The organism is Nonomuraea sp. NPDC052129 (assembly GCF_040680095.1).
Lineage (GTDB): Bacteria > Actinomycetota > Actinomycetes > Streptosporangiales > Streptosporangiaceae > Nonomuraea.
Genome location: NZ_JBFAVX010000059.1, coordinates 1 through 16,984, shown reverse-complemented (window position 1 = coordinate 16,984; position 16,984 = coordinate 1). Strand labels below are relative to the sequence as shown.

General features: G+C 69.5%; 18 protein-coding genes and 1 riboswitch. Of the genes, 11 read left to right on the top strand and 7 right to left on the bottom strand.

The window, feature by feature from the left end; translation table 11 throughout:
* Positions 1-86: 86 nt before the first annotated feature.
* The 4 genes from AB0L53_RS57590 to AB0L53_RS57575 are packed head-to-tail and all read left to right on the top strand — an operon-like array spanning position 87 to position 4,013.
* Positions 87-1,031 (top strand): ABC transporter permease, encoded by a 945-nt coding sequence (locus AB0L53_RS57590; RefSeq protein WP_357961719.1) that lies wholly within the window; start codon positions 87-89, stop codon positions 1,029-1,031.
* Positions 1,024-1,962 (top strand): ABC transporter permease, encoded by a 939-nt coding sequence (locus tag AB0L53_RS57585; protein WP_364015062.1) that lies wholly within the window; start codon positions 1,024-1,026, stop codon positions 1,960-1,962. Before AB0L53_RS57590 ends, AB0L53_RS57585 begins: the two co-directional genes overlap by 8 nt.
* A 13-nt stretch (positions 1,963-1,975) precedes the next feature.
* Positions 1,976-3,013 (top strand): ABC transporter ATP-binding protein, encoded by a 1,038-nt coding sequence (locus AB0L53_RS57580; protein ID WP_357961724.1) that lies wholly within the window; start codon positions 1,976-1,978, stop codon positions 3,011-3,013.
* Complete coding sequence (locus AB0L53_RS57575) at positions 2,997-4,013, top strand: dipeptide ABC transporter ATP-binding protein (RefSeq protein ID WP_357961726.1); 1,017 nt, start codon at positions 2,997-2,999, stop codon at positions 4,011-4,013. Before AB0L53_RS57580 ends, AB0L53_RS57575 begins: the two co-directional genes overlap by 17 nt.
* A gap of 68 nt (positions 4,014-4,081) precedes the next feature.
* Here AB0L53_RS57575 and AB0L53_RS57570 read toward each other — a convergent pair whose 3' ends face one another.
* The 5 genes from AB0L53_RS57570 to AB0L53_RS57550 all read right to left on the bottom strand — a co-directional run bounded on the left by AB0L53_RS57570 (position 4,082) and on the right by AB0L53_RS57550 (position 9,251).
* The gene (locus tag AB0L53_RS57570; protein WP_364015057.1) at positions 4,082-5,266 is read right to left on the bottom strand and encodes a lipid-transfer protein; all 1,185 of its coding nucleotides are present in this window, start codon (positions 5,264-5,266) and stop codon (positions 4,082-4,084) included.
* On the bottom strand, positions 5,263-5,667 hold the full coding sequence (locus tag AB0L53_RS57565) for an OB-fold domain-containing protein (protein ID WP_364015055.1): 405 nt from the start codon (positions 5,665-5,667) through the stop codon (positions 5,263-5,265). Before AB0L53_RS57565 ends, AB0L53_RS57570 begins: the two co-directional genes overlap by 4 nt.
* Positions 5,668-5,693: 26 nt before the next feature.
* Positions 5,694-7,109, bottom strand: a complete 1,416-nt coding sequence (locus AB0L53_RS57560) for a S8 family serine peptidase (protein ID WP_364015052.1) — start codon at positions 7,107-7,109, stop codon at positions 5,694-5,696.
* Positions 7,106-8,200: a hypothetical protein gene (locus AB0L53_RS57555; RefSeq protein ID WP_364015050.1), complete on the bottom strand. Its 1,095-nt coding sequence runs from the start codon at positions 8,198-8,200 to the stop codon at positions 7,106-7,108. The genes AB0L53_RS57560 and AB0L53_RS57555 overlap by 4 nt, the downstream gene beginning before the upstream one ends.
* 238 nt (positions 8,201-8,438) lie before the next feature.
* Complete coding sequence (locus AB0L53_RS57550; RefSeq protein WP_364015047.1) at positions 8,439-9,251, bottom strand: SAM-dependent chlorinase/fluorinase; 813 nt, start codon at positions 9,249-9,251, stop codon at positions 8,439-8,441.
* A gap of 117 nt (positions 9,252-9,368) precedes the next feature.
* Here AB0L53_RS57550 and AB0L53_RS57545 point away from each other — a divergent pair, with 117 nt between their 5' ends.
* The 3 genes from AB0L53_RS57545 to AB0L53_RS57535 all read left to right on the top strand — a co-directional run bounded on the left by AB0L53_RS57545 (position 9,369) and on the right by AB0L53_RS57535 (position 11,150).
* Positions 9,369-9,671, top strand: coding sequence for a DUF3263 domain-containing protein (locus AB0L53_RS57545; RefSeq protein ID WP_358557884.1), 303 nt, complete (start codon positions 9,369-9,371; stop codon positions 9,669-9,671).
* Between the two features lie 54 nt (positions 9,672-9,725).
* On the top strand, positions 9,726-10,514 hold the full coding sequence (gene otsB, locus AB0L53_RS57540; protein WP_364015044.1) for a trehalose-phosphatase: 789 nt from the start codon (positions 9,726-9,728) through the stop codon (positions 10,512-10,514).
* A 63-nt stretch (positions 10,515-10,577) separates the two neighbouring features.
* Positions 10,578-11,150, top strand: a complete 573-nt coding sequence (locus AB0L53_RS57535) for a hypothetical protein (RefSeq protein ID WP_364015041.1) — start codon at positions 10,578-10,580, stop codon at positions 11,148-11,150.
* Positions 11,151-11,154: 4 nt separating this feature from the next.
* Here the strand turns inward: AB0L53_RS57535 and AB0L53_RS57530 are convergent, their stop codons facing one another.
* Both AB0L53_RS57530 and AB0L53_RS57525 read right to left on the bottom strand, forming a co-directional pair.
* A complete protein-coding gene (locus AB0L53_RS57530; protein WP_364015038.1) occupies positions 11,155-12,318 on the bottom strand; it encodes an MFS transporter in 1,164 nt (387 codons plus the stop codon).
* Position 12,319: 1 nt separating this feature from the next.
* The gene (locus AB0L53_RS57525) at positions 12,320-13,744 is read right to left on the bottom strand and encodes a trehalose-6-phosphate synthase (RefSeq protein ID WP_364015035.1); all 1,425 of its coding nucleotides are present in this window, start codon (positions 13,742-13,744) and stop codon (positions 12,320-12,322) included.
* Positions 13,745-13,775: 31 nt separating this feature from the next.
* On the opposite strand from AB0L53_RS57525, the gene AB0L53_RS57520 reads away from it, so the two are divergent.
* From AB0L53_RS57520 to AB0L53_RS57505, 4 genes are all read left to right on the top strand, one after another.
* Positions 13,776-14,330, top strand: coding sequence for an RNA polymerase sigma factor (locus AB0L53_RS57520; protein ID WP_225302531.1), 555 nt, complete (start codon positions 13,776-13,778; stop codon positions 14,328-14,330).
* 79 nt (positions 14,331-14,409) lie between these two features.
* Positions 14,410-14,550: riboswitch (SAM riboswitch) on the top strand.
* 13 nt (positions 14,551-14,563) lie between these two features.
* A complete protein-coding gene (thrC, locus tag AB0L53_RS57515; RefSeq protein ID WP_364015032.1) occupies positions 14,564-15,796 on the top strand; it encodes a threonine synthase in 1,233 nt (410 codons plus the stop codon).
* A gap of 23 nt (positions 15,797-15,819) precedes the next feature.
* On the top strand, positions 15,820-16,095 hold the full coding sequence (locus AB0L53_RS57510; protein WP_225302533.1) for a MoaD/ThiS family protein: 276 nt from the start codon (positions 15,820-15,822) through the stop codon (positions 16,093-16,095).
* Between the two features lie 239 nt (positions 16,096-16,334).
* The gene (locus tag AB0L53_RS57505; protein ID WP_068927743.1) at positions 16,335-16,535 is read left to right on the top strand and encodes a cold-shock protein; all 201 of its coding nucleotides are present in this window, start codon (positions 16,335-16,337) and stop codon (positions 16,533-16,535) included.
* The last annotated feature ends 449 nt before the right edge of the window (positions 16,536-16,984 follow it).

The following is a 16,984-nucleotide window of genomic DNA, read 5'->3' as shown; positions in this document are numbered from 1 at the left end:
CGAGAGCCCGCCACGAAGGCAGTCATTGGGGCCGTGAGAACCCCAGGTCCCGGCGACTGCCTTCTTGGCATGTACGGGAGGCTTGAATGGGCCGTTATGTTATCCGGCGCCTGATCCAGGCGATACCAGTCCTGCTGGGCGCCACCCTCTTCATCTTCGCCATCGTCTTCGCGCTCCCTGGCGACCCCATCGCGGCGCTGGCCGGCGAGAAGAGGCAAGATCCCAACATCGTGCTGATCCTGCGGGATCAGTATCACCTCAATGATCCGCTGCTGCTGCAGTACTGGTACTACATCAGCAACATCTTCCTGCACGGCGACTTCGGCAAGACCTTCGCCGGAGTGCCCGTGACCCAACTGATGGCCGGAAAGTTCCAGGTCACCCTGAACCTGGCGCTCGTCGCCCTCATCATGGAGGCGATCGCCGGCATCCTGCTCGGTCTGTGGGCGGCGCTGCGCCGCGGGCGGGCGATCGACACCATGATCCTCGCCTCGACGCTGCTGCTCATCTCCGTTCCGCCGCTGGTGACCGGCTTCGTGCTCCAGCTGTGGCTGGGCGTGTGGCTCAAGCAGCAGGTGGGATTCGAGATCTTCCCGATCGCGGGCATCACCGCGGGGTTCAAGGCGTACTTGCTGCCCGGGTTCGTCCTGGCGGGGTCGGGGATCGCGTACCTCACCCGGCTCACAAGGACGAGTCTGGTGGAGACGCTGAGATCCGACTACATACGAACAGCGACTGCCAAGGGAATGCCGAGACGAAGAGTCATCGGCCGGCATGGGCTGCGCAACGCGCTGATCCCGCTGGTCACCTACCTGGGCGCCGACGTCGGCACGCTCATGGGAGGTGCGGTGATCACCGAGACCATCTTCAACATCCCGGGCATCGGCCTTCAGATCTACCAGGGTGTATATCTGAGGGAGCAACCCATTGTCGTAGGTATCGTGACGATTCTGGTGCTGGTCTACATCTTGGCGAACCTGCTTGTCGACCTGCTGTACGCCGTGCTCGACCCGAGGATCCGCTATGAGTAATGACCCACAGCTAGGACCTGTGCAGACCGTGACCGCGCCACCTCCTCAGGCCAAGCCCAAGCGGCAGGACAAGCCCGCGAGCCTGTGGAGCGACGCGCTCTACGACCTGCGGCGCAGGCCGATGTTCATCGTCTCGGTCGGGATCATCCTGATCCTGCTGGTCATGTCGCTCTGGCCGTCGCTGTTCGCCTCGATCAACCCGTTCGATCCCAAGACCTGCGAGCTGGCCACGGCGCGGCAGGGACCGAGCGCGGGCCACATCTTCGGCCGGGACAACCTCGGCTGTGACGTGTACGCCAGGACGATCTACGGCGCGCGCAACTCGATCGTCATCGGCATCACCACCATGATCGTCACGGCGGTCGTCGGTGGTCTGCTCGGCCTGCTCGCGGGCGCTCGCGGCGGAGCCGTCGACACGGTGTCCTCCAGGATCACGGAGGTCTTCTTCGCGATTCCGTGGATCCTCGGCTCGCTGCTCATCACGGCCACTTTCCGGGACGTCGACCTGGGCATCTGGATCGTGGTCATCGCGCTGGCGGTGCTGTCCTGGCCGATGACGTTCCGCATCATGCGGGCGGCGGTGATGACCGCCAGGAGCCAGGACTTCGTGCTCGCGGCGCGTGCGCTGGGTGCCGGCCAGAGCCGGATCATGTTCAAGCATCTGCTGCCGAACGCGCTCGCTCCGGTGATCGTCGTCTCGACGATCAACCTCGGCGGGTTCATCGCGGCGGAGGCGGCGCTGTCGTTCCTGGGAGTCGGGATCCAGTCCCCGAACATCTCCTGGGGTCTGATGATCGCCGATGCCCGCAACCGGTTCCTGGAGGCGCCGCTGCCGCTGTTCTTCCCGGCGCTGTTCCTGAGCATCACGGTGCTCGCGTTCATCATGCTGGGCGACGCGGTGCGCGACGCCCTCGACCCGAAGCTCAGGTAGGAGGGGGGTTCAAGTGAGAAAGGCAACAACGGACACGTTGCCCGCCGAGGGAGGGCTGGGTAACGAACCGCTGCTCGCCATCGAGGACCTGCACGTGGAGTTCCACACCCGCCCGGGAATCGTGCGCGCGGTCAACGGGGTCAGCTACTCGCTCAGCCCCGGGGAGACCCTCGCCGTGCTGGGCGAGTCGGGCTCCGGCAAGTCGGTGACCGCCCAGGCGATCATGGGCATCCTCGACATGCCGCCGGCCCGCATCCCCAAGGGAGAGATCCGCTTCCACGGCACCGACCTGCTGAAGCTGTCGGACGAGGCGCGCACCCAGGTGCGCGGCCAGCGGATCGCCATGGTGTTCCAGGACGCGCTGTCCGCGCTCAACCCGGTCTTCACCGTGGGCTGGCAGATCAGCGAGATGTTCCGGGTGCATCGCGGCATGTCCAAGCGCGACGCCGTGAAGAAGTCCATCGAGCTCATGGACAGGGTCCGGATCCCGGCCGCCAAGCAGCGGGTGAACGACTACCCGCACCAGTTCTCCGGGGGCATGCGCCAGCGCATCATGATCGCCATGTCGATCGCGCTGGACCCCGAGGTGCTGATCGCGGACGAGCCGACCACCGCGCTCGACGTGACGGTTCAGGCCCAGATCATGGAGCTGCTCGCCGAACTCCAGCGAGAGAGCAACATGGGCATGATCCTGATCACGCACGACCTCGGCGTCGTCGCCGACGTCGCCGACAAGATCGCGGTCATGTACGGCGGGCGGATCGTCGAGAACGCCCTCGTGCACGACATCTACGCGAGCCCGGCCCACCCCTACACCAAGGGGCTGCTGGAGTCGATTCCCAGGGTCGACCAAAAGGGCCAGGACCTGTACGCGATCAAGGGCCTGCCGCCCAACCTGCTCGACATGCCGACCGGCTGCGCCTTCCACCCGCGGTGCCCGTATCGCCAGGACAACTGCGTGACGGACAACCCCCCGCTCTACGAGATCAGCGGCACGCGCAGCAGCGCCTGCCACTACTGGAGGGAGGTCCTCGATGGCGACCAAGGGTGAGCGCATTCTCGAAGTCCGCGACCTCGTCAAGCATTTCCCCCTGACCCAGGGCATCGTCCTCAAGCGGCAGATCGGCGCGATCAAGGCCGTGGACGGCGTCTCGTTCGACCTCGACAAGGGTGAGACGCTGGGCATCGTCGGCGAGTCGGGCTGTGGCAAGTCCACGCTGGCCAAGGTGCTCATGGCGCTGGAGCGGCCGACCTCCGGCTCGGTGAAGATCAAGGGCCGGGACATCGCCAAGGCCAGGGGCGGCGAGCTCAAGCGGATGCGGCGCAACATCCAGATGGTGATGCAGGATCCGTACACCTCCCTGAATCCCCGGATGACCGTCGGCGACATCATCGGCGAGCCGTTCGACATCCACACCGAGGTCGCCCCCAAGGGCGACCGCCGCCGTAAGGTGCAGGAGCTGCTGGAGGTCGTGGGGCTCAACCCCGACCACATCAACCGCTACCCGCACCAGTTCTCGGGCGGGCAGCGTCAGCGCATCGGCATCGCCCGCGGGCTGGCGCTCCAGCCGGAGATCATCGTCTGCGACGAGCCGGTCTCCGCGCTCGACGTGTCGATCCAGGCCCAGGTCATCAACCTGCTGGAGCGGCTGCAGAACGAGTTCGACCTGGCGTACATCTTCATCGCCCACGACCTTTCGGTGGTGCGCCACATCTCCGACCGGGTCGCGGTGATGTACCTGGGCAAGGTGGTCGAGCTCGGCAAGGACACCGAGATCTACGACAAGCCCGCCCACCCGTACACGCAGGCGCTGCTGTCGGCCGTGCCGGTCCCCGACCCCGAGGGCCGTGAGCAGCGTGAGCGGATCATCCTGCAGGGCGACCCGCCGTCGCCCGCCAACCCGCCGTCGGGCTGCCGCTTCCGCACCCGCTGCTGGAAGGCGCAGGAGATCTGCGCGGAGGAGGAGCCGCTGCTGCAGATCCGGCCGGGGACGGGACACGAGAGCGCCTGTCACTTCGCCGAGACGCACGACGTGGTTCACGTCGGCTGACCGCCGATGCCAAGGCCCTCTGCGGGAGCTTCCCGCGGAGGGCCTTGGCGGTTGTACGGCAGGCTGGGTCAGCGGGTGGCTATGACGGCCGAGCCGTGGCCGAACAGGCCCTGGTTGGCGGCCAGGCCCACCCTGGCGCCCTCGACCTGACGCTCGCCCGCCCGGCCGCGCAGCTGCCGGGTCAGCTCGCAGACCTGGGCGATGGCTTGGGCGGGGATGGCCTCGCCGAACGAGGCGAGCCCGCCCGACGGGTTCACCGGTACGCGCCCGCCGAGCGCCGTGTCGCCCGCCCGCAGCAGCTTGCCGGCCTCGCCTGGCGGGCAGAGGCCCACGTCCTCGATCCAGTCCAGTTCGAGGGCCGTGGACAGGTCGTACACCTCGGCGAACGAGACATCACCCGGCCCGACGCCCGCCTCCTCGTAGGCGGCGTGCGCGATGGCGGCCCTGAAGGGGCGTTCGGGAGGGGGCGCGGCGGCGGACGAGTCGGTCGCGAAGTTCGGCAGCTCCAGGACCGTGTTGGGGAATGTGGGGGTCACCGTCGAGACGGCGGCGATGCGCACCGGGTCTGCCACGCCCAGCCGGCGGGCGTACTCAGGCGAGGCCAGCACCAGCGCGGCGCCGCCGTCCGAGGTCGCGCAGATGTCCATGAGGCGCAGGGGGTCGGCCACCATGGGCGAGGCCAGGACCTCCTCGGCAGTGACGACCTTGCGGTAGCGGGCCATCGGGTTCAGCGAACCGGCCAGGGAGTTCTTGACCTTGACGGCGGCGAAGTCGTCGGTGGTCTCGCCGTACAGGGCCAGCCGTCTACGCGCATAAAGCCCGAAATATGAGGGATTAGTGGCACCGAGCAGCCGGAACCGCAGCCAGTCGGGGTCGTCCGGGCGGTCGCCGCCGACCGGCTTGAAGAAGCCCTTGGGCGTGGCGTCCGCGCCCACCACCAGCGCCACGTCGCAGAGCCCCGCCATGATCCGCATACGCGCGATGTCGATCGCCTGCGCCCCCGAAGCGCACGCCGCGTAGCACGAGGCGATGCGGGCGCCGGACCAGCCGAGGGCCTGGGCGTAGGTGGATCCGGCGACGAACCCCGGATAGCCGTTCCTGATCGTGTCGGCGCCCACCAGGAACTGGACGTCGGTCCAGGCGATCCCGGCGTCCCGCAGCGCCTCCCGCGCCGCCGCCACGCCGTACTCCGCGAACGGCCTGCCCTGCTTGCCCCATGGGTGCATGCCCGTACCGAGCACGACGACGCTCACGACGCGCGCCCCCACATCCACACCAGGGGTCCGTCGGCCAGGGGGCCGTGGGTGAGCTCGACCTCCATGCCGACCTCCAGTTCGTCCGCCGTGAGGTCCTTGACCTGGCCCAGCACCACGATGCCCGCGCCGGTCAGCTCCACTGCCGCCAGCGTCACGGGCCTGTACGGCTCGGCGGCCACGAACGGCTCGGGCGGCGGGTAGGCGGCGCTCGTGTACGACCAGACGCGGCCGCGTCTCGGCAGCCTGGTCTCCTCCATGGACTCCCCGTCGCAGTGCGGGTTGCGGCAGAACCCGCGCTGCGGCGGGAAGCAGACCGTGCCGCACGCCGCGCACCGGGTGCCGATCAGGTGGGTGCCGTCGTCCTCGATGACGAACCAGCCGTCGATCGCAAGGCTCATAGGGAGGAGTATCACACAAGCGCTTGCTAGGTTACATCCCTCCCGCGCCACCGGTGCCGGACGAGCACCCGGGCCGACATGACCGCCGTCAGCAGCACCATGCCGAGCACCACCGGCAGCCGCGACGACGGCGCCTGGGACGCCGGCGGCCGGGAAACCGGGCCGTCGCCGAAGTAGCCGCCGGTCCCCACACCGGCCCCGGCGGACGCGGTCGCGGGCCTCGCCAGGCGGTCGGCCGCGCGCAGGGCGAGCAGCGCGTTGGCCACCCCGTGCCCGTACGAGCGGTTGTAGCCGTCGGCGGGCCGCCGCCTGGTGCCCTGCTCGATGGCCGTCCGCACGTGGTACGGCGAAAGGTCGGGGTACATCGCCTTGATCAGCGCGGCGATGCCCGCCACCATGGCCGCGGCCGAGCTCGTCCCGTCGCCGACCACGTACGAGTCGGCGCCGTCGGCGGTCACGATGCCGGTCCCCGGCGCGACCACCGAGAGGTAGTCCTGGCGATTGGAGAACGGCGCCACCTCCAGCCGCCGGTCGACCGCGCCCACCGCGATCACGCCGGGGTAGGCGGCGGGGAAGTTCTTCTTGTTGGTCGTGTCGCCGTCGTTGCCGGACGAGGCCACCAGGACGGCGCCGCGGCTGATGGCGTACTGGACGGCCTCCTCCTCGGCGGCCGAGCCCTCCCAGGAGCCGCTGCCGCCGCCGAGCGACATGCTGATGACGTCGGCGCCGTGGTCGACCGCGTAGCGGATGCCTTTGGCGAGGGCGTCGCGACCGCCGGCGTGCTGCTTCTGGCGGAGCGGGTCGCCGTTCTCCAGCGTGACCCTGACGGACAGCACGCGGGCGGCGGGCGCGACCCCGATGACCCCACTGTCCGCGTGACCGCCGCCCGTGGTCCCGGTCGCCGCTTGGCTGACCGCTGTTCGGCTTGCTCCGGGGCCGCCCACCGCGGGGGTGCCCGCTGCGGCCCCGCGTGTTGTGGGGATGCCTGTTGCCCCGCCGTCTGCTGTCCCGTGGCCTGCGGCAGTCCTGCGGGTTACGGTCGGGCCGTCTGGTGTCCCGCCGTTCGCTGTCAGGCTGTTCACTGTCGGGGCGCTGTGGCCGTGGCCGGCGATGAGGCTGGCCATGGCAGTGCCGTGGTGGCCCCACAGGGCTGGTTCGCCGGCGTCGCCGGTCAGGTCGGGGCCGGTGACCACCGCGCCGGCCAGGTCGGGGTGGCGGGCGTTCACGCCGGTGTCCAGTACGGCGACCAGCACGCCGGCGCCCCGGCTCAGCTTCCACGCCTCAGGCAGGTGCAGGGTGGCGAGCTGCCACTGTCCGGCGCGGGCCGCCGAGCCCACGTCATCGGAGGCGCTCGGTCCCGCCCCGGCCACCAGGACCCCCGCCGCCAGGGGCCCGGCCATCAGCAGGCCCACCGCCAACGATCCGGCCAGGGGCCTGATCATCTGGTCAGACTTCCGTACAGGGCCGTGGCCAGCCGGCGGGCGGTGTCACCGAGGCGTCTGGCGACGAGCTCGCCCGGCTGGTACGGCCGGCCGTCCGCGTACCCGGCGGCCGTCGCCACGACGTAGGCGTCGTTCGACGAGATCAGCGCGCCGGTGACGTACTGCGACTCGCCGAACCGCTCGGCCGGCCCACCGGGAAAGGCCACCGGCCGCACGGTCGGCAGCCGCCCCGCGATGGTCCCGGACCGGTCACCGAGCCCGTCACCCCGGCCGGTAGCCGACCCCAGACCCGCCAAGCGCCCGGTACCGGTCTCGGGCCCGATTCCGGGCAAGCGTCCGGTCGCCGTGGTGGGCAGCCGGCCAGTGCCGGTCTCTGCCCCGACTCTGGGCAAGCGTCCGGTGGCCGGCTCCGGCAGTTGGTCGGTGTCGGTCTCTGGCGCCTCGCCGGACAGACGTCCGGTGCCGGTCTCGGGCCCGATTCCCGGCAAGCGTCCAGTGGCCGCCCCCGGCAGCCGGTCGGTGCTGGTCGCTCGCGACCTGCCGAGCGGACGGCCCGCGCCGGTGTCCGGCGTGCCGCCGAGCGGACGGCCCGTGCCGGTCCCTGGCGTGCCGTCGGGCGGACCGCCGGTGCCGGTCCCTGACGGCCCGTCGGGATGGCCGGTGGCGGTCGCTCGCGGCCCGCCGGACAGACAGCCGGTGCCGGTCTCTGGTGACCCGGTCCGTGGGCGGCCCGCGAGGGTCAGCGGGAGGTCGTCCGTCAGGCGGTCAAGGGGCCGGAGGGCGTCAGGGCCGGTCAGTACGGCGATGCCGACCGTCGCCACGAAGGTCTGCGTGCTGTCCGCGTACGTGGCGCGTAAGGCCGTGACGCACCCGCGCAGCAGCCGCGCGACCCCGGGTTGGAAGGCGACCCGGCACGGCGACTCCGGGGCGACGCCGGCCAGGACATAGGTCACGCGGGCCCCGGAGGGGCTGGTGCCGGGCACGGAGCTCGGGAACACCCTGGCCACCGGCCACGCGTGCCAGCGCTCCGGCACGGGTGGCTCCGACGACGGCATGGCCGCGGACAGCAGTGAGAGCAGCACAACAGACAAAGGGAACACGTGCACCTCGCGGGCAGGGGAGGGGTCGCCCGATGCCCGTGCATTCTGACACGCGATCGACGGTCCAATCTGACGCTTCGGTAAACAGACCGATACGCGGTGTAATTTCCTTTTGGCGGCTTTCGTCTCGCGGAGAGGGCGAGAGCCGCACATGCACCTGGTCACGGCGACGGTGAGAGCCGCGCATGAGCCCGGTCACGGCGAGAGTGAGAGCCACACATGAGCTCGGTCAGGGCGAGGGCGAGGGCGAGAGGCGCACGTGGGCGCCCGGTGGCAGGCCGAGGCGCTGGGCCGCGTCGCCGGAGTTCACGGCTATGGCGATCAGTCCAGCAGAGTCCGCGAAGGCCACCAGCTCGCCCGGCGGCACCGCCGCGAACGTCTCCCGGTACGGCAGCGCCAGCTGCCTGCGCCCCAGCCAGACCCCGAGCGTGTCGCCGATCCGCACGCCCAGCGCCGCCAGGTCGCCCGCCGCGATCGACAGCTGGGTGTTGCCGTAGCGGTCGACCGAGACCACCTCACCCTCCACGGACCCCTGGCGTAGCTTCGAGGTCGGCTCCGGCAGCGAGACCAGCCGCGAGAGCGGAACCTCGGGTCCCAGCTCGGCCGGTTTGAGCCCGCCGCACAGCCGCCCGGCCACCGGCGAGAACACGTCCCGCCCGTGGAAGGTCGGCGAGACCGGATGCAGGAAATAGTCGGCGTTGCTGATCTCGTAGGCCGCCTCCGCCCCGCCGCTGGCGTGCATGGCCCACGACAGGAGCCCGTTGTCGGGGCCGATGAACACCCGCCCGCCCGCCTCCACGGCGACCGCCCGCCTGGCTCCGCCCGCGCCGGGGTCGACCGCCCCGATGTGTACGCCCTTCGGGAGATAGGGGATGGTCTGGGAGAGGATGGCGGCGCCGCGCCGTACATCGCCCGATGGGATCAGGTGGCACACGTCGATCACCCTGGCCTCGGGGGCGATCCCGGCTATCACTCCATGACAGGCGGCCACATAGCCATCTTCGAGTCCGTAGTCGGTGAGAAGTGTGATGACTGAGGTCACATTTGGTGACTGTACGTCTCTTAATCCGCCGTGAACACCCGCACTCCGCACATTACGATTGGCACGGGCCCGCGTGCCCACGATGTGATCGTCGCGCGCCCTTCCGAGGAGGACACCATGGACACTGCGCCGGTCAGCGGTGACAGTGCTGCCCAGGAACCGTCCAGACGACCCCTCTCCGAACGCGATCTCGAACTCCTCGCCTTCGAACGCCAATGGCGGCGTTACGCGGGTGCGAAGGAGCAGGCCATCAAGGAGACCTTCGGGTTCTCCGCCACCCGCTACTACCAGCTTCTCGGTGAGCTGATCGATCGGCCGGAGGCGCTCCAGCAGGATCCGATGCTGGTCAAACGGCTGCGCCGGCTGCGTTCCACGCGCCAGCGCGAGCGCGCCGCCAGACGGTTTGGCATGCGCCCCTGACCTGCTGGGTAAGGCAGGCGCGTGAAGAACATCAGACAAACGGGATCACCCGGTATGGAAGCGATCCTGAAGGATCCGGCGGGAGCCGTGATCGGGCTCGACTTCGACGGCACCCTCGCGCCGATCGTGGCCGATCCCGCCTCCGCCAGGATCCATCCGGAAGCGCCGCCCGTACTCGCCGAGCTGGGCAGGTACGTCAATGCGGTGGCGATCGTGACCGGCCGGCCGGTGGCCACGGCTCTCGAACTCGGGACCGGCCTGACCGACGCGCCCAGCCTGGCCGACGTGCCCGGCCTGGTGGTGCTGGGGCATTACGGGTTCGAGCGCTGGGAGGACGGCCGGGTCTCGGCGCCGCCGCCCCCGCCCGGCGTGCTCGAGGCCGAGGCCGAGCTGCAACTGCTGCTCGTCTCCCTCGGCGTGAAAGGCGTGGCGATCGAGGACAAGGGCCGGGCGGTCGCCGTGCACACCCGGCGCAGCGCCGACCCCGAGGGCACGCTGGAGGCCCTGCGCGAGCCGCTGGCCGCGCTGGCGAAGAAGCACGGGCTGGTCGTCGAGCCCGGCCGGCTGGTGCTCGAACTACGGCCGCCGGGTATGGACAAGGGGCACGCGCTCGGCCTGTTCCTGGCCGAGCGGGCGGCCAGGTCGGTCATGTTCGTCGGCGACGATCTGGGCGATCTGGCGGCCTTCGACGCGGTCAGGAACTCAGGGTTGCCGGGGGTGAACGTGTGCAGCGGCTCTGCCGAGGTGACCGCGCTGGCCGAGCGGGCCGACATCGTGGTGGACGGCCCCGACGGCGTGGTGGCCCTGCTGCGGGACCTCGCGTCGGCTTTCAAGGGGCACTAATTCGCGCTAACTCGCCTACAAACCCGCAACCCGCGTGCAAGCGCGCGCCGGTACGGTCGCGGGATGTCGAAGAGATACCTCGCCGTGGCGGGCCTGTCTGTGGCCGCCGCCCTCCTCGTCCCGGCCGCCCCCGCCTCCGCGAGCACCGCGAACCATCCGCTCAAGCTGCGCCAAGGGCTGACGCTGTCCCTTCCGAGCTCATGGAAGGTGTACGGCAAGGGCGACTGGATCCATGTCGTCACCGGCAAGTGCGCCAAGCCCAAGGGGGAGTACTTCACGCCGGAGTGCCGCGGCTTCTGGGTGCTCGGGCCCGCGGCCATCAAGGTGGGTCACGAACTCAACCCGTACACGCCCGACCGGCCCTTCTACTCGGCGACCGACGTGGAGCCCTGCCCGCTCAACCGCAAGTGGGGCCAGACGTTCAACGGAGCGGCGGCCAAGGGGCTGCGCCAGGTCGGGCCCGGTCACAAGGCGTACTACCGCGCGTGGAAGGGCACCTGCGTCACCGGGACGGGCAAGAAGCGGGCCACCTTCGTCCAGCGGGAGTGGTACCTGCCCAAGAGCGGCATCCTCGTCGTCGACTCATGGAACACCCCCGGCCTGCCCGGCGTACTCAAGCACGCGACCTGGCGATAAGCGCTCAGGCGCGCGGCCTGGCGATGAGCACACCGCCGGCGGCCAGGCCGATGAGGACGGGGACCAGCAGGAACGCGTTCCAGGTGCCGAAGCCGTCGGCGAGCGCGCCGAGCGCGAGCGGGCCGAGGGCCATCGCGGACCCGGCCCAGATCGGCGCGGCCGCGCCGGCCCGGTCGGGCCGGTCGCCCGCGTGCGTGATCAGCGCGGCCAGCGCGAGCGGGAAGTGCAGGGACGCGCCGAGCCCGCTGAGCGCGAGACCCGCGTAGGACAGGACGGGCCAGGTGCTCAACCAGAAGAGCAACCAGCCCACGGCGGTGACCGCCAGCGCGCCCAGGAAGAGCCGCGCGGGTGGCAGGCGTAAGGCCAGGTACGCACCGGCGAACCGGCCCGCCGCCAGCCCGGCCAGGAACGCGGTCAGCCCGGTGGCCGCCGCGGCCGCGCTCAGGCCGGTGCGCGCGGCGAACAGTTCGGCGGCCCACAAGTTGAACGAGAACTCCAGCGCCACGCAGCAGCTCAGCACGCCGCCCGCCACCAAGAAGCGCCACCCGGGCGGTGCCGGTCGCTCGCCGGTGAGCGAGGCCGCAACGGTCGTGGCCGGGGGCCAGACCCGCGCCATCGTCACGACCAGCAGCGCGGTGAGCGCGGGGGTGAGGAGCAGCGCGGCCCGCCAGCCGAGCGTGGTCTGCGCGACCGCGCTGAGCAGGAAGGTCGCCGCCACGCCCGCCACGACGCCGACGGCGTTCGCCTCGCTCAGCGCGGCCGGGCCGGCCGGCCCGTGGTGCTCGCTGAGTGCGGCCATGGCGCTGTAGAGGGCGATCGAGCCGAAGCCGCCGGCCACGCCATAGCCGAGCAGCGTCAGGGGCAGCGCGGAGAACAGCACGATCAGGAGCACGCCCGCGTTCATCCCGGCCAGGCCGATCCAGGTGGTGGCCCGCCTGCCGTAGCGCCTGGTGAGGAGCGGGAGGGAGAGGCCGGCCAGGATCGTGCCCACGGCCATCGCGGTGCCGTGCAGGCCGGCGACCGTGCCGGAGGTCCGCTGCTGGAGGCGGAGGAGCGGCAGGGCCGCGCTCAGGCCGTAGATGAACGTGGCGAACGTGCCGAGGATCAGGTAGATCAGCCAGGTCGGCCGGTCCCTGGTCAGTCGAGTGCTCTCTGAGATCGCCGACATGCTAGGCCAGCGCGTCCAGCTGGGCGGCGAACCACTTCTGCGGCGGGAGCGCGGTGGCCGCCGCCTCCAGCCGCTCGCGGCGGTTCATGCGCTCCTCCTCGGGCATCACCAGCGCGTCGTGCAGCGCGACGGCCGTGCCGCTCACGTCGTAGGGGTTGACCAGGAGCGCGTGCGGGCCCAGCTCAGCCGCCGCGCCCGCCTCGCGCGAGAGCACCAGCGCGGCCCGCGTCGACAGGATCGGGCCCTCCTTGGCCACCAGGTTCATGCCGTCGCGGATCGGGTTGACCAGCAGCACGTCGGCCAGCCGGTAGGCGGCCAGCGAGCGCGGGTAGTCGTCGTTGACATTGAGTATCAACGGGTCCCAGTCCTCGGTGCCGAACTCGTCCTCGATCTCCTGGGCGCAGCGCTGCACCGAGGCGGTGTATTCGCGGTATTCGGGCAGGTCGTGCCGGCTGGGATAGGCGAACGCCAGGTGTACCACCCGGCCGTGCCACTCCGGATGGGCGAGCAGGAACTCCCGGTAGGCCACCAGCCCGCGGACGATGTTCTTGGACAGCTCGGTGCGGTCGATGCGGACGATCAGCCGGCGGTCGCCGACCTGCTCCCTGATCGCGGCGATGTTGGACTCGACGTCGGGCTCGTGGGCCCGTGCCCACAGCGCCTCGCCGTCGACGCCGAGGCCGTGCACGCCGATGCGGGTGGTCCTGCCCTCGTGGGTGACCGTACGGCCGGCCCGGTCGACCTCCGCGCCGAGCAGGGCGCGGCAGCAGTCCATGAACGCCCCCGCCCAGCGCTCGGTGAGGAAGCCGGCATGGTCGGCGCCCAGGATGCCTTCGAGCACCTCACGCGCGACATCGTCGGGCAACAGCGAGAAGTATTCGGGCGGCGCCCACGGCGTGTGGCTGAAGTGCGCGATGCGCAGGTCGGGCCGCTCGGCGCGGAGCATCGCCGGGGTCAGCGTGAGGTGGTAGTCCTGGACCATCACGCGGGCCTCGTGCCCGGCCTCCTCGGCCAGCGCCAGCGCGAACGCGCCGTTGTAGTCGCGATAGGACTCCCACTCGCGCTCGAACCTGGTGCCGAACAACGGCGCGTTGGGAATGTCGTAGAGCAGGTGGTTGACGAACCACAGCGTGGAATTGGCCACGGCGTTGTAGGCGCGGTGGAAGGTGGCCGGCGGGATGTCGAGCATCCGCAGCGCGCCGGTGTCGTAGCCGGCCTGGTCGAGCCGGCCGCCGGGGGCCTGGCGTACGGCACCGCGGTCACCGTCGGACAAAGCAGCACAGACCCACAGCACGCCATCGTCCTTCAGGACCCCGGAGAGCCCGGACACCAGGCCGCCACCGCCACGCTTCATCGTCAGCACACCGTCGTCCGAGACGGTGAACGAGACGGGTCCTCTGTTAGAGGCGACCAGGACGCTGTTCATTAAAGCTCCCTCCGACCATAGGATCCCAGCTATGGCGCTTGATGACCTAACCGAGGAACTGGCCCGCTCCGCCGCTGCCGGAGATCATCGCGCACTGGGTGAGCTCCTGAAGCGGATCGAACCCGACGTGCTGCGCCATTGCGCCCGAATCCTGCCCTATCACCAGGATGCGGAAGAGGCGTCACAGGACACCCTGCTGGCCGTGGCGCGCAACATCGGGCGCTTCGAGGGGCGGGCCAGGTTCAGCACCTGGCTGCACATCGTGACGGCCAACTGCGCCCGTACGACCTACCGCACGCTGAAGCGCCGCTCGGCCGAGCAGACCTCCGACGAGCTCCCCATGCAGAAGCCCGACGCGCGGCGGGTCAGCGTGATCGCCGGGTCGCGGCTCGACCTGCTCGACGCGATGGAGTCGCTGGAGGCAAGCAAGCCCGACCTGGCCCAGGCCCTCGTGCTGCGCGACATCGTGCAGCTCGACTACAACGAGGTCGCCGAGCAGCTCGGCATCCCGCTCGGCACCGCGAAATCCCGTATCCACCAGGCGCGCAAGTACGTGCAGGGCGTGCTGGGGGAGGACTATCGCTGAGACCGTACGTCTCGCTTCGTGAGACGGTTGGTGGCTTGACGCGCCTGGCCAGGTAGAGTCAGGCCAAACAACTGAATATTGCTCATCCAGAGGGGTGGAGGGACCGGCCCTGCGAAGCCCCGGCAACCCTCCCGGATTCAGACTCGCGACAGGGCGAGGCCGACCGGGACAGGTGCCAATTCCGGTCTGCGGTCAAGGTGGCCGCAGGCGAAGATGAGGGAAGGCCTCGCTTCATGTCGCACGACTTCGGACCCGCTGTAGCCCTCTCTTGCCGCGAGTGCGGCACCCGTTACGACCTCGGTCCAAGCTTCGCCTGCCTGGAGTGTTTCGGGCCGCTCGAAGCGGCCTACTCCTTCGGTGACGTCACCCGGAAGGACATCGAGTCCGGCCCCGCCAACATCTGGCGCTATCGCTCGCTTCTCCCCGTTCCCGTCGACGTCGCCACCAAGCCGAACATGAACCCCGGCTGGACCAAGCTCGTCAAGGCCGGCAACCTCGGCCGCGCGCTGGGCATCAAGTCCCTGTACGTCAAGGACGACTCGGGCAACCCCACCCACTCCTTCAAGGACCGGGTGGTGGCCATCGCCGTCGAGGCGGCGCGTAACTTCGGGTTCCACACCCTTTCCTGCTCCTCCACCGGCAACCTCGCGGGCGCGGTCACGGCCGCCGCCTCCAGAGCTGGGCTCGACGCCTGCGTGTTCATCCCCGCCGGGCTGGAGCAGGCCAAGATCGCCATGGCCCGGGTGTTCGGCGGTCGGCTGGTCGCCATCGAGGGCTCCTACGACGAGGTCAACCGGTTCTGCTCCGAGCTCATCGGCGACCCGCTGGGCGACAAGTGGGGCTTCGTCAACGTCAACCTGCGGCCCTACTACGCCGAGGGCTCCAAGACGCTCGCCTACGAGATCGCCGAGCAGCTCGGCTGGCGGCTGCCCGAGCAGATCATCATCCCCGTGGCCTCCGGGTCCCAGCTCACCAAGATCGACAAGGGCTTCAAGGAGCTGATCGCGCTCGGCCTGGTCGAGGACCGACCCTACAAGATCTTCGCCGCGCAGGCCAAAGGCTGCTCTCCCGTGTCGACCGCCTACAAGGCCGGCCACGACGTGGTCCAGCCGGTCAAGCCCGACACCATCGCCAAGTCGCTGGCCATCGGCAACCCCGCCGACGGCCCGTACGTGCTCGACATCGCCCGCCGCACCGGCGGGGCGGTGGAGGACGTCACGGACCCCGAGATCGTCGCCGCCATCAAGCTGCTGGCCTCTACGGAGGGCATCTTCGCCGAGACGGCCGGCGGCGTCACCGTGGGAGTGCTGAAGAAGCTCGTCGAGACCGGGCAGCTCGACCCGGAGGCCGAGACCGTGGTGCTCAACACCGGCGACGGGCTCAAGACGCTCGACGCCGTCGCCGACGACGCACAGCCCACGGCAGTGATCCGGCCCTCGCTCGACGCGTTCCGCGCGGCTGTCTGACAACCAGGAAAGGCAAGTTAATCATGAGCGTTTCTGTGCGGATTCCCACCATTCTGCGCACCTACACCGGTGGTAACGCGGAAGTGAGTGGGGAGGGCGCGACTCTCCGTGACGTGCTGGCGAAGCTCGACTCCGACTACCCGGGGATCGGCGCGAGAATTCTGGATGAATCGGGCAAGATTCGTCGTTTTGTCAACGTTTATGTTGGCGAAGAGGATGTCCGTTTTGTCGACGGACTTGACACGGCCGCCCCCGAAGGCGTGCAGATCTCCATCATCCCGGCGGTCGCCGGAGGGTAGTCACCCGCTCACTTCAGAAGGCGCTCCCATCTGGGGCGCCTTCTGTTTTTTCCGACAATTCAACGTTGAACGACTCACTCGCCGATGAAATGCGTAATTTGTTGATTGACTCTGTTGCCAAACGCTGTGCCACAGGTATGGTCGAGGGCGATCGCCTGGTGATTTCTCCCATATGTCAGGCGATTGAGGTCTCGCGTAGGAATGGGCGGGATCTATGAGCCCAGTAAGAGGAGTCGGAAGTGGCGCAGGGCACCGTCAAGTGGTTCAACGCGGACAAGGGCTACGGCTTCATCGCGGTAGACGGTGGCAAGGATGTATTTGTCCATTACTCAGCGATCATGATGGATGGCTATCGCTCGCTCGAACAAGGCCAGCGCGTCGAGTTCGAGATCACGCAGGGGCAGAAGGGCCCCCAAGCGGAGTCCGTGCGAGCGGTCTGAAATCACGAAGCTGGTATGTACCGGCAGGTCGCACGGCAGCGCAGTCCGGGCGAAACCGCCACTCATCCTTCGTCGACTCGGCTACGGCGGGTCCGGACGGGCCCGCCGTACTGACTGACCTGGGCATGCGGGTGTCTCAGCTTGCACTCGGCAGGGTAGAGTGCTAAACAGTTCGTTGGCACTCTCTGTTCGAGAGTGCCAACACTGGATCGGGACGATGGGGTCTGCCGAACGGAGATGCAGGCCCATGCCGTCGCGGGCGTCGGCTCGGTCCATTGAAGCCACCCTGCATCTGGGAGGTCTAGCCTTATGGCAGCCAAGATGATCGCGTTTGACGAGGACGCCCGGCGCGGTCTCGAGCGCGGCATGAACCAGCTGGCCGACGCGGTCAAGGTGACCCTGGGTCCCAAGGGCCGCAACGTCGTGCTGGAGAAGAAGTGGGGCGCTCC

Coding starts and splice junctions, on each gene's coding strand:
- AB0L53_RS57530 (WP_364015038.1), bottom strand. CDS start 12,318: ATGTCGGCGATCTCAGAGAGCACTCGACTGACCAGGGACCGGCCGACC.
- AB0L53_RS57545 (WP_358557884.1), top strand. CDS start 9,369: ATGGACACTGCGCCGGTCAGCGGTGACAGTGCTGCCCAGGAACCGTCC.
- AB0L53_RS57520 (WP_225302531.1), top strand. CDS start 13,776: ATGGCGCTTGATGACCTAACCGAGGAACTGGCCCGCTCCGCCGCTGCC.
- AB0L53_RS57575 (WP_357961726.1), top strand. CDS start 2,997: ATGGCGACCAAGGGTGAGCGCATTCTCGAAGTCCGCGACCTCGTCAAG.
- AB0L53_RS57535 (WP_364015041.1), top strand. CDS start 10,578: ATGTCGAAGAGATACCTCGCCGTGGCGGGCCTGTCTGTGGCCGCCGCC.
- AB0L53_RS57510 (WP_225302533.1), top strand. CDS start 15,820: ATGAGCGTTTCTGTGCGGATTCCCACCATTCTGCGCACCTACACCGGT.
- AB0L53_RS57590 (WP_357961719.1), top strand. CDS start 87: ATGGGCCGTTATGTTATCCGGCGCCTGATCCAGGCGATACCAGTCCTG.
- AB0L53_RS57560 (WP_364015052.1), bottom strand. CDS start 7,109: ATGATCAGGCCCCTGGCCGGATCGTTGGCGGTGGGCCTGCTGATGGCC.
- thrC (WP_364015032.1), top strand. CDS start 14,564: ATGTCGCACGACTTCGGACCCGCTGTAGCCCTCTCTTGCCGCGAGTGC.
- otsB (WP_364015044.1), top strand. CDS start 9,726: ATGGAAGCGATCCTGAAGGATCCGGCGGGAGCCGTGATCGGGCTCGAC.
- AB0L53_RS57525 (WP_364015035.1), bottom strand. CDS start 13,744: ATGAACAGCGTCCTGGTCGCCTCTAACAGAGGACCCGTCTCGTTCACC.
- AB0L53_RS57585 (WP_364015062.1), top strand. CDS start 1,024: ATGAGTAATGACCCACAGCTAGGACCTGTGCAGACCGTGACCGCGCCA.
- AB0L53_RS57565 (WP_364015055.1), bottom strand. CDS start 5,667: ATGAGCCTTGCGATCGACGGCTGGTTCGTCATCGAGGACGACGGCACC.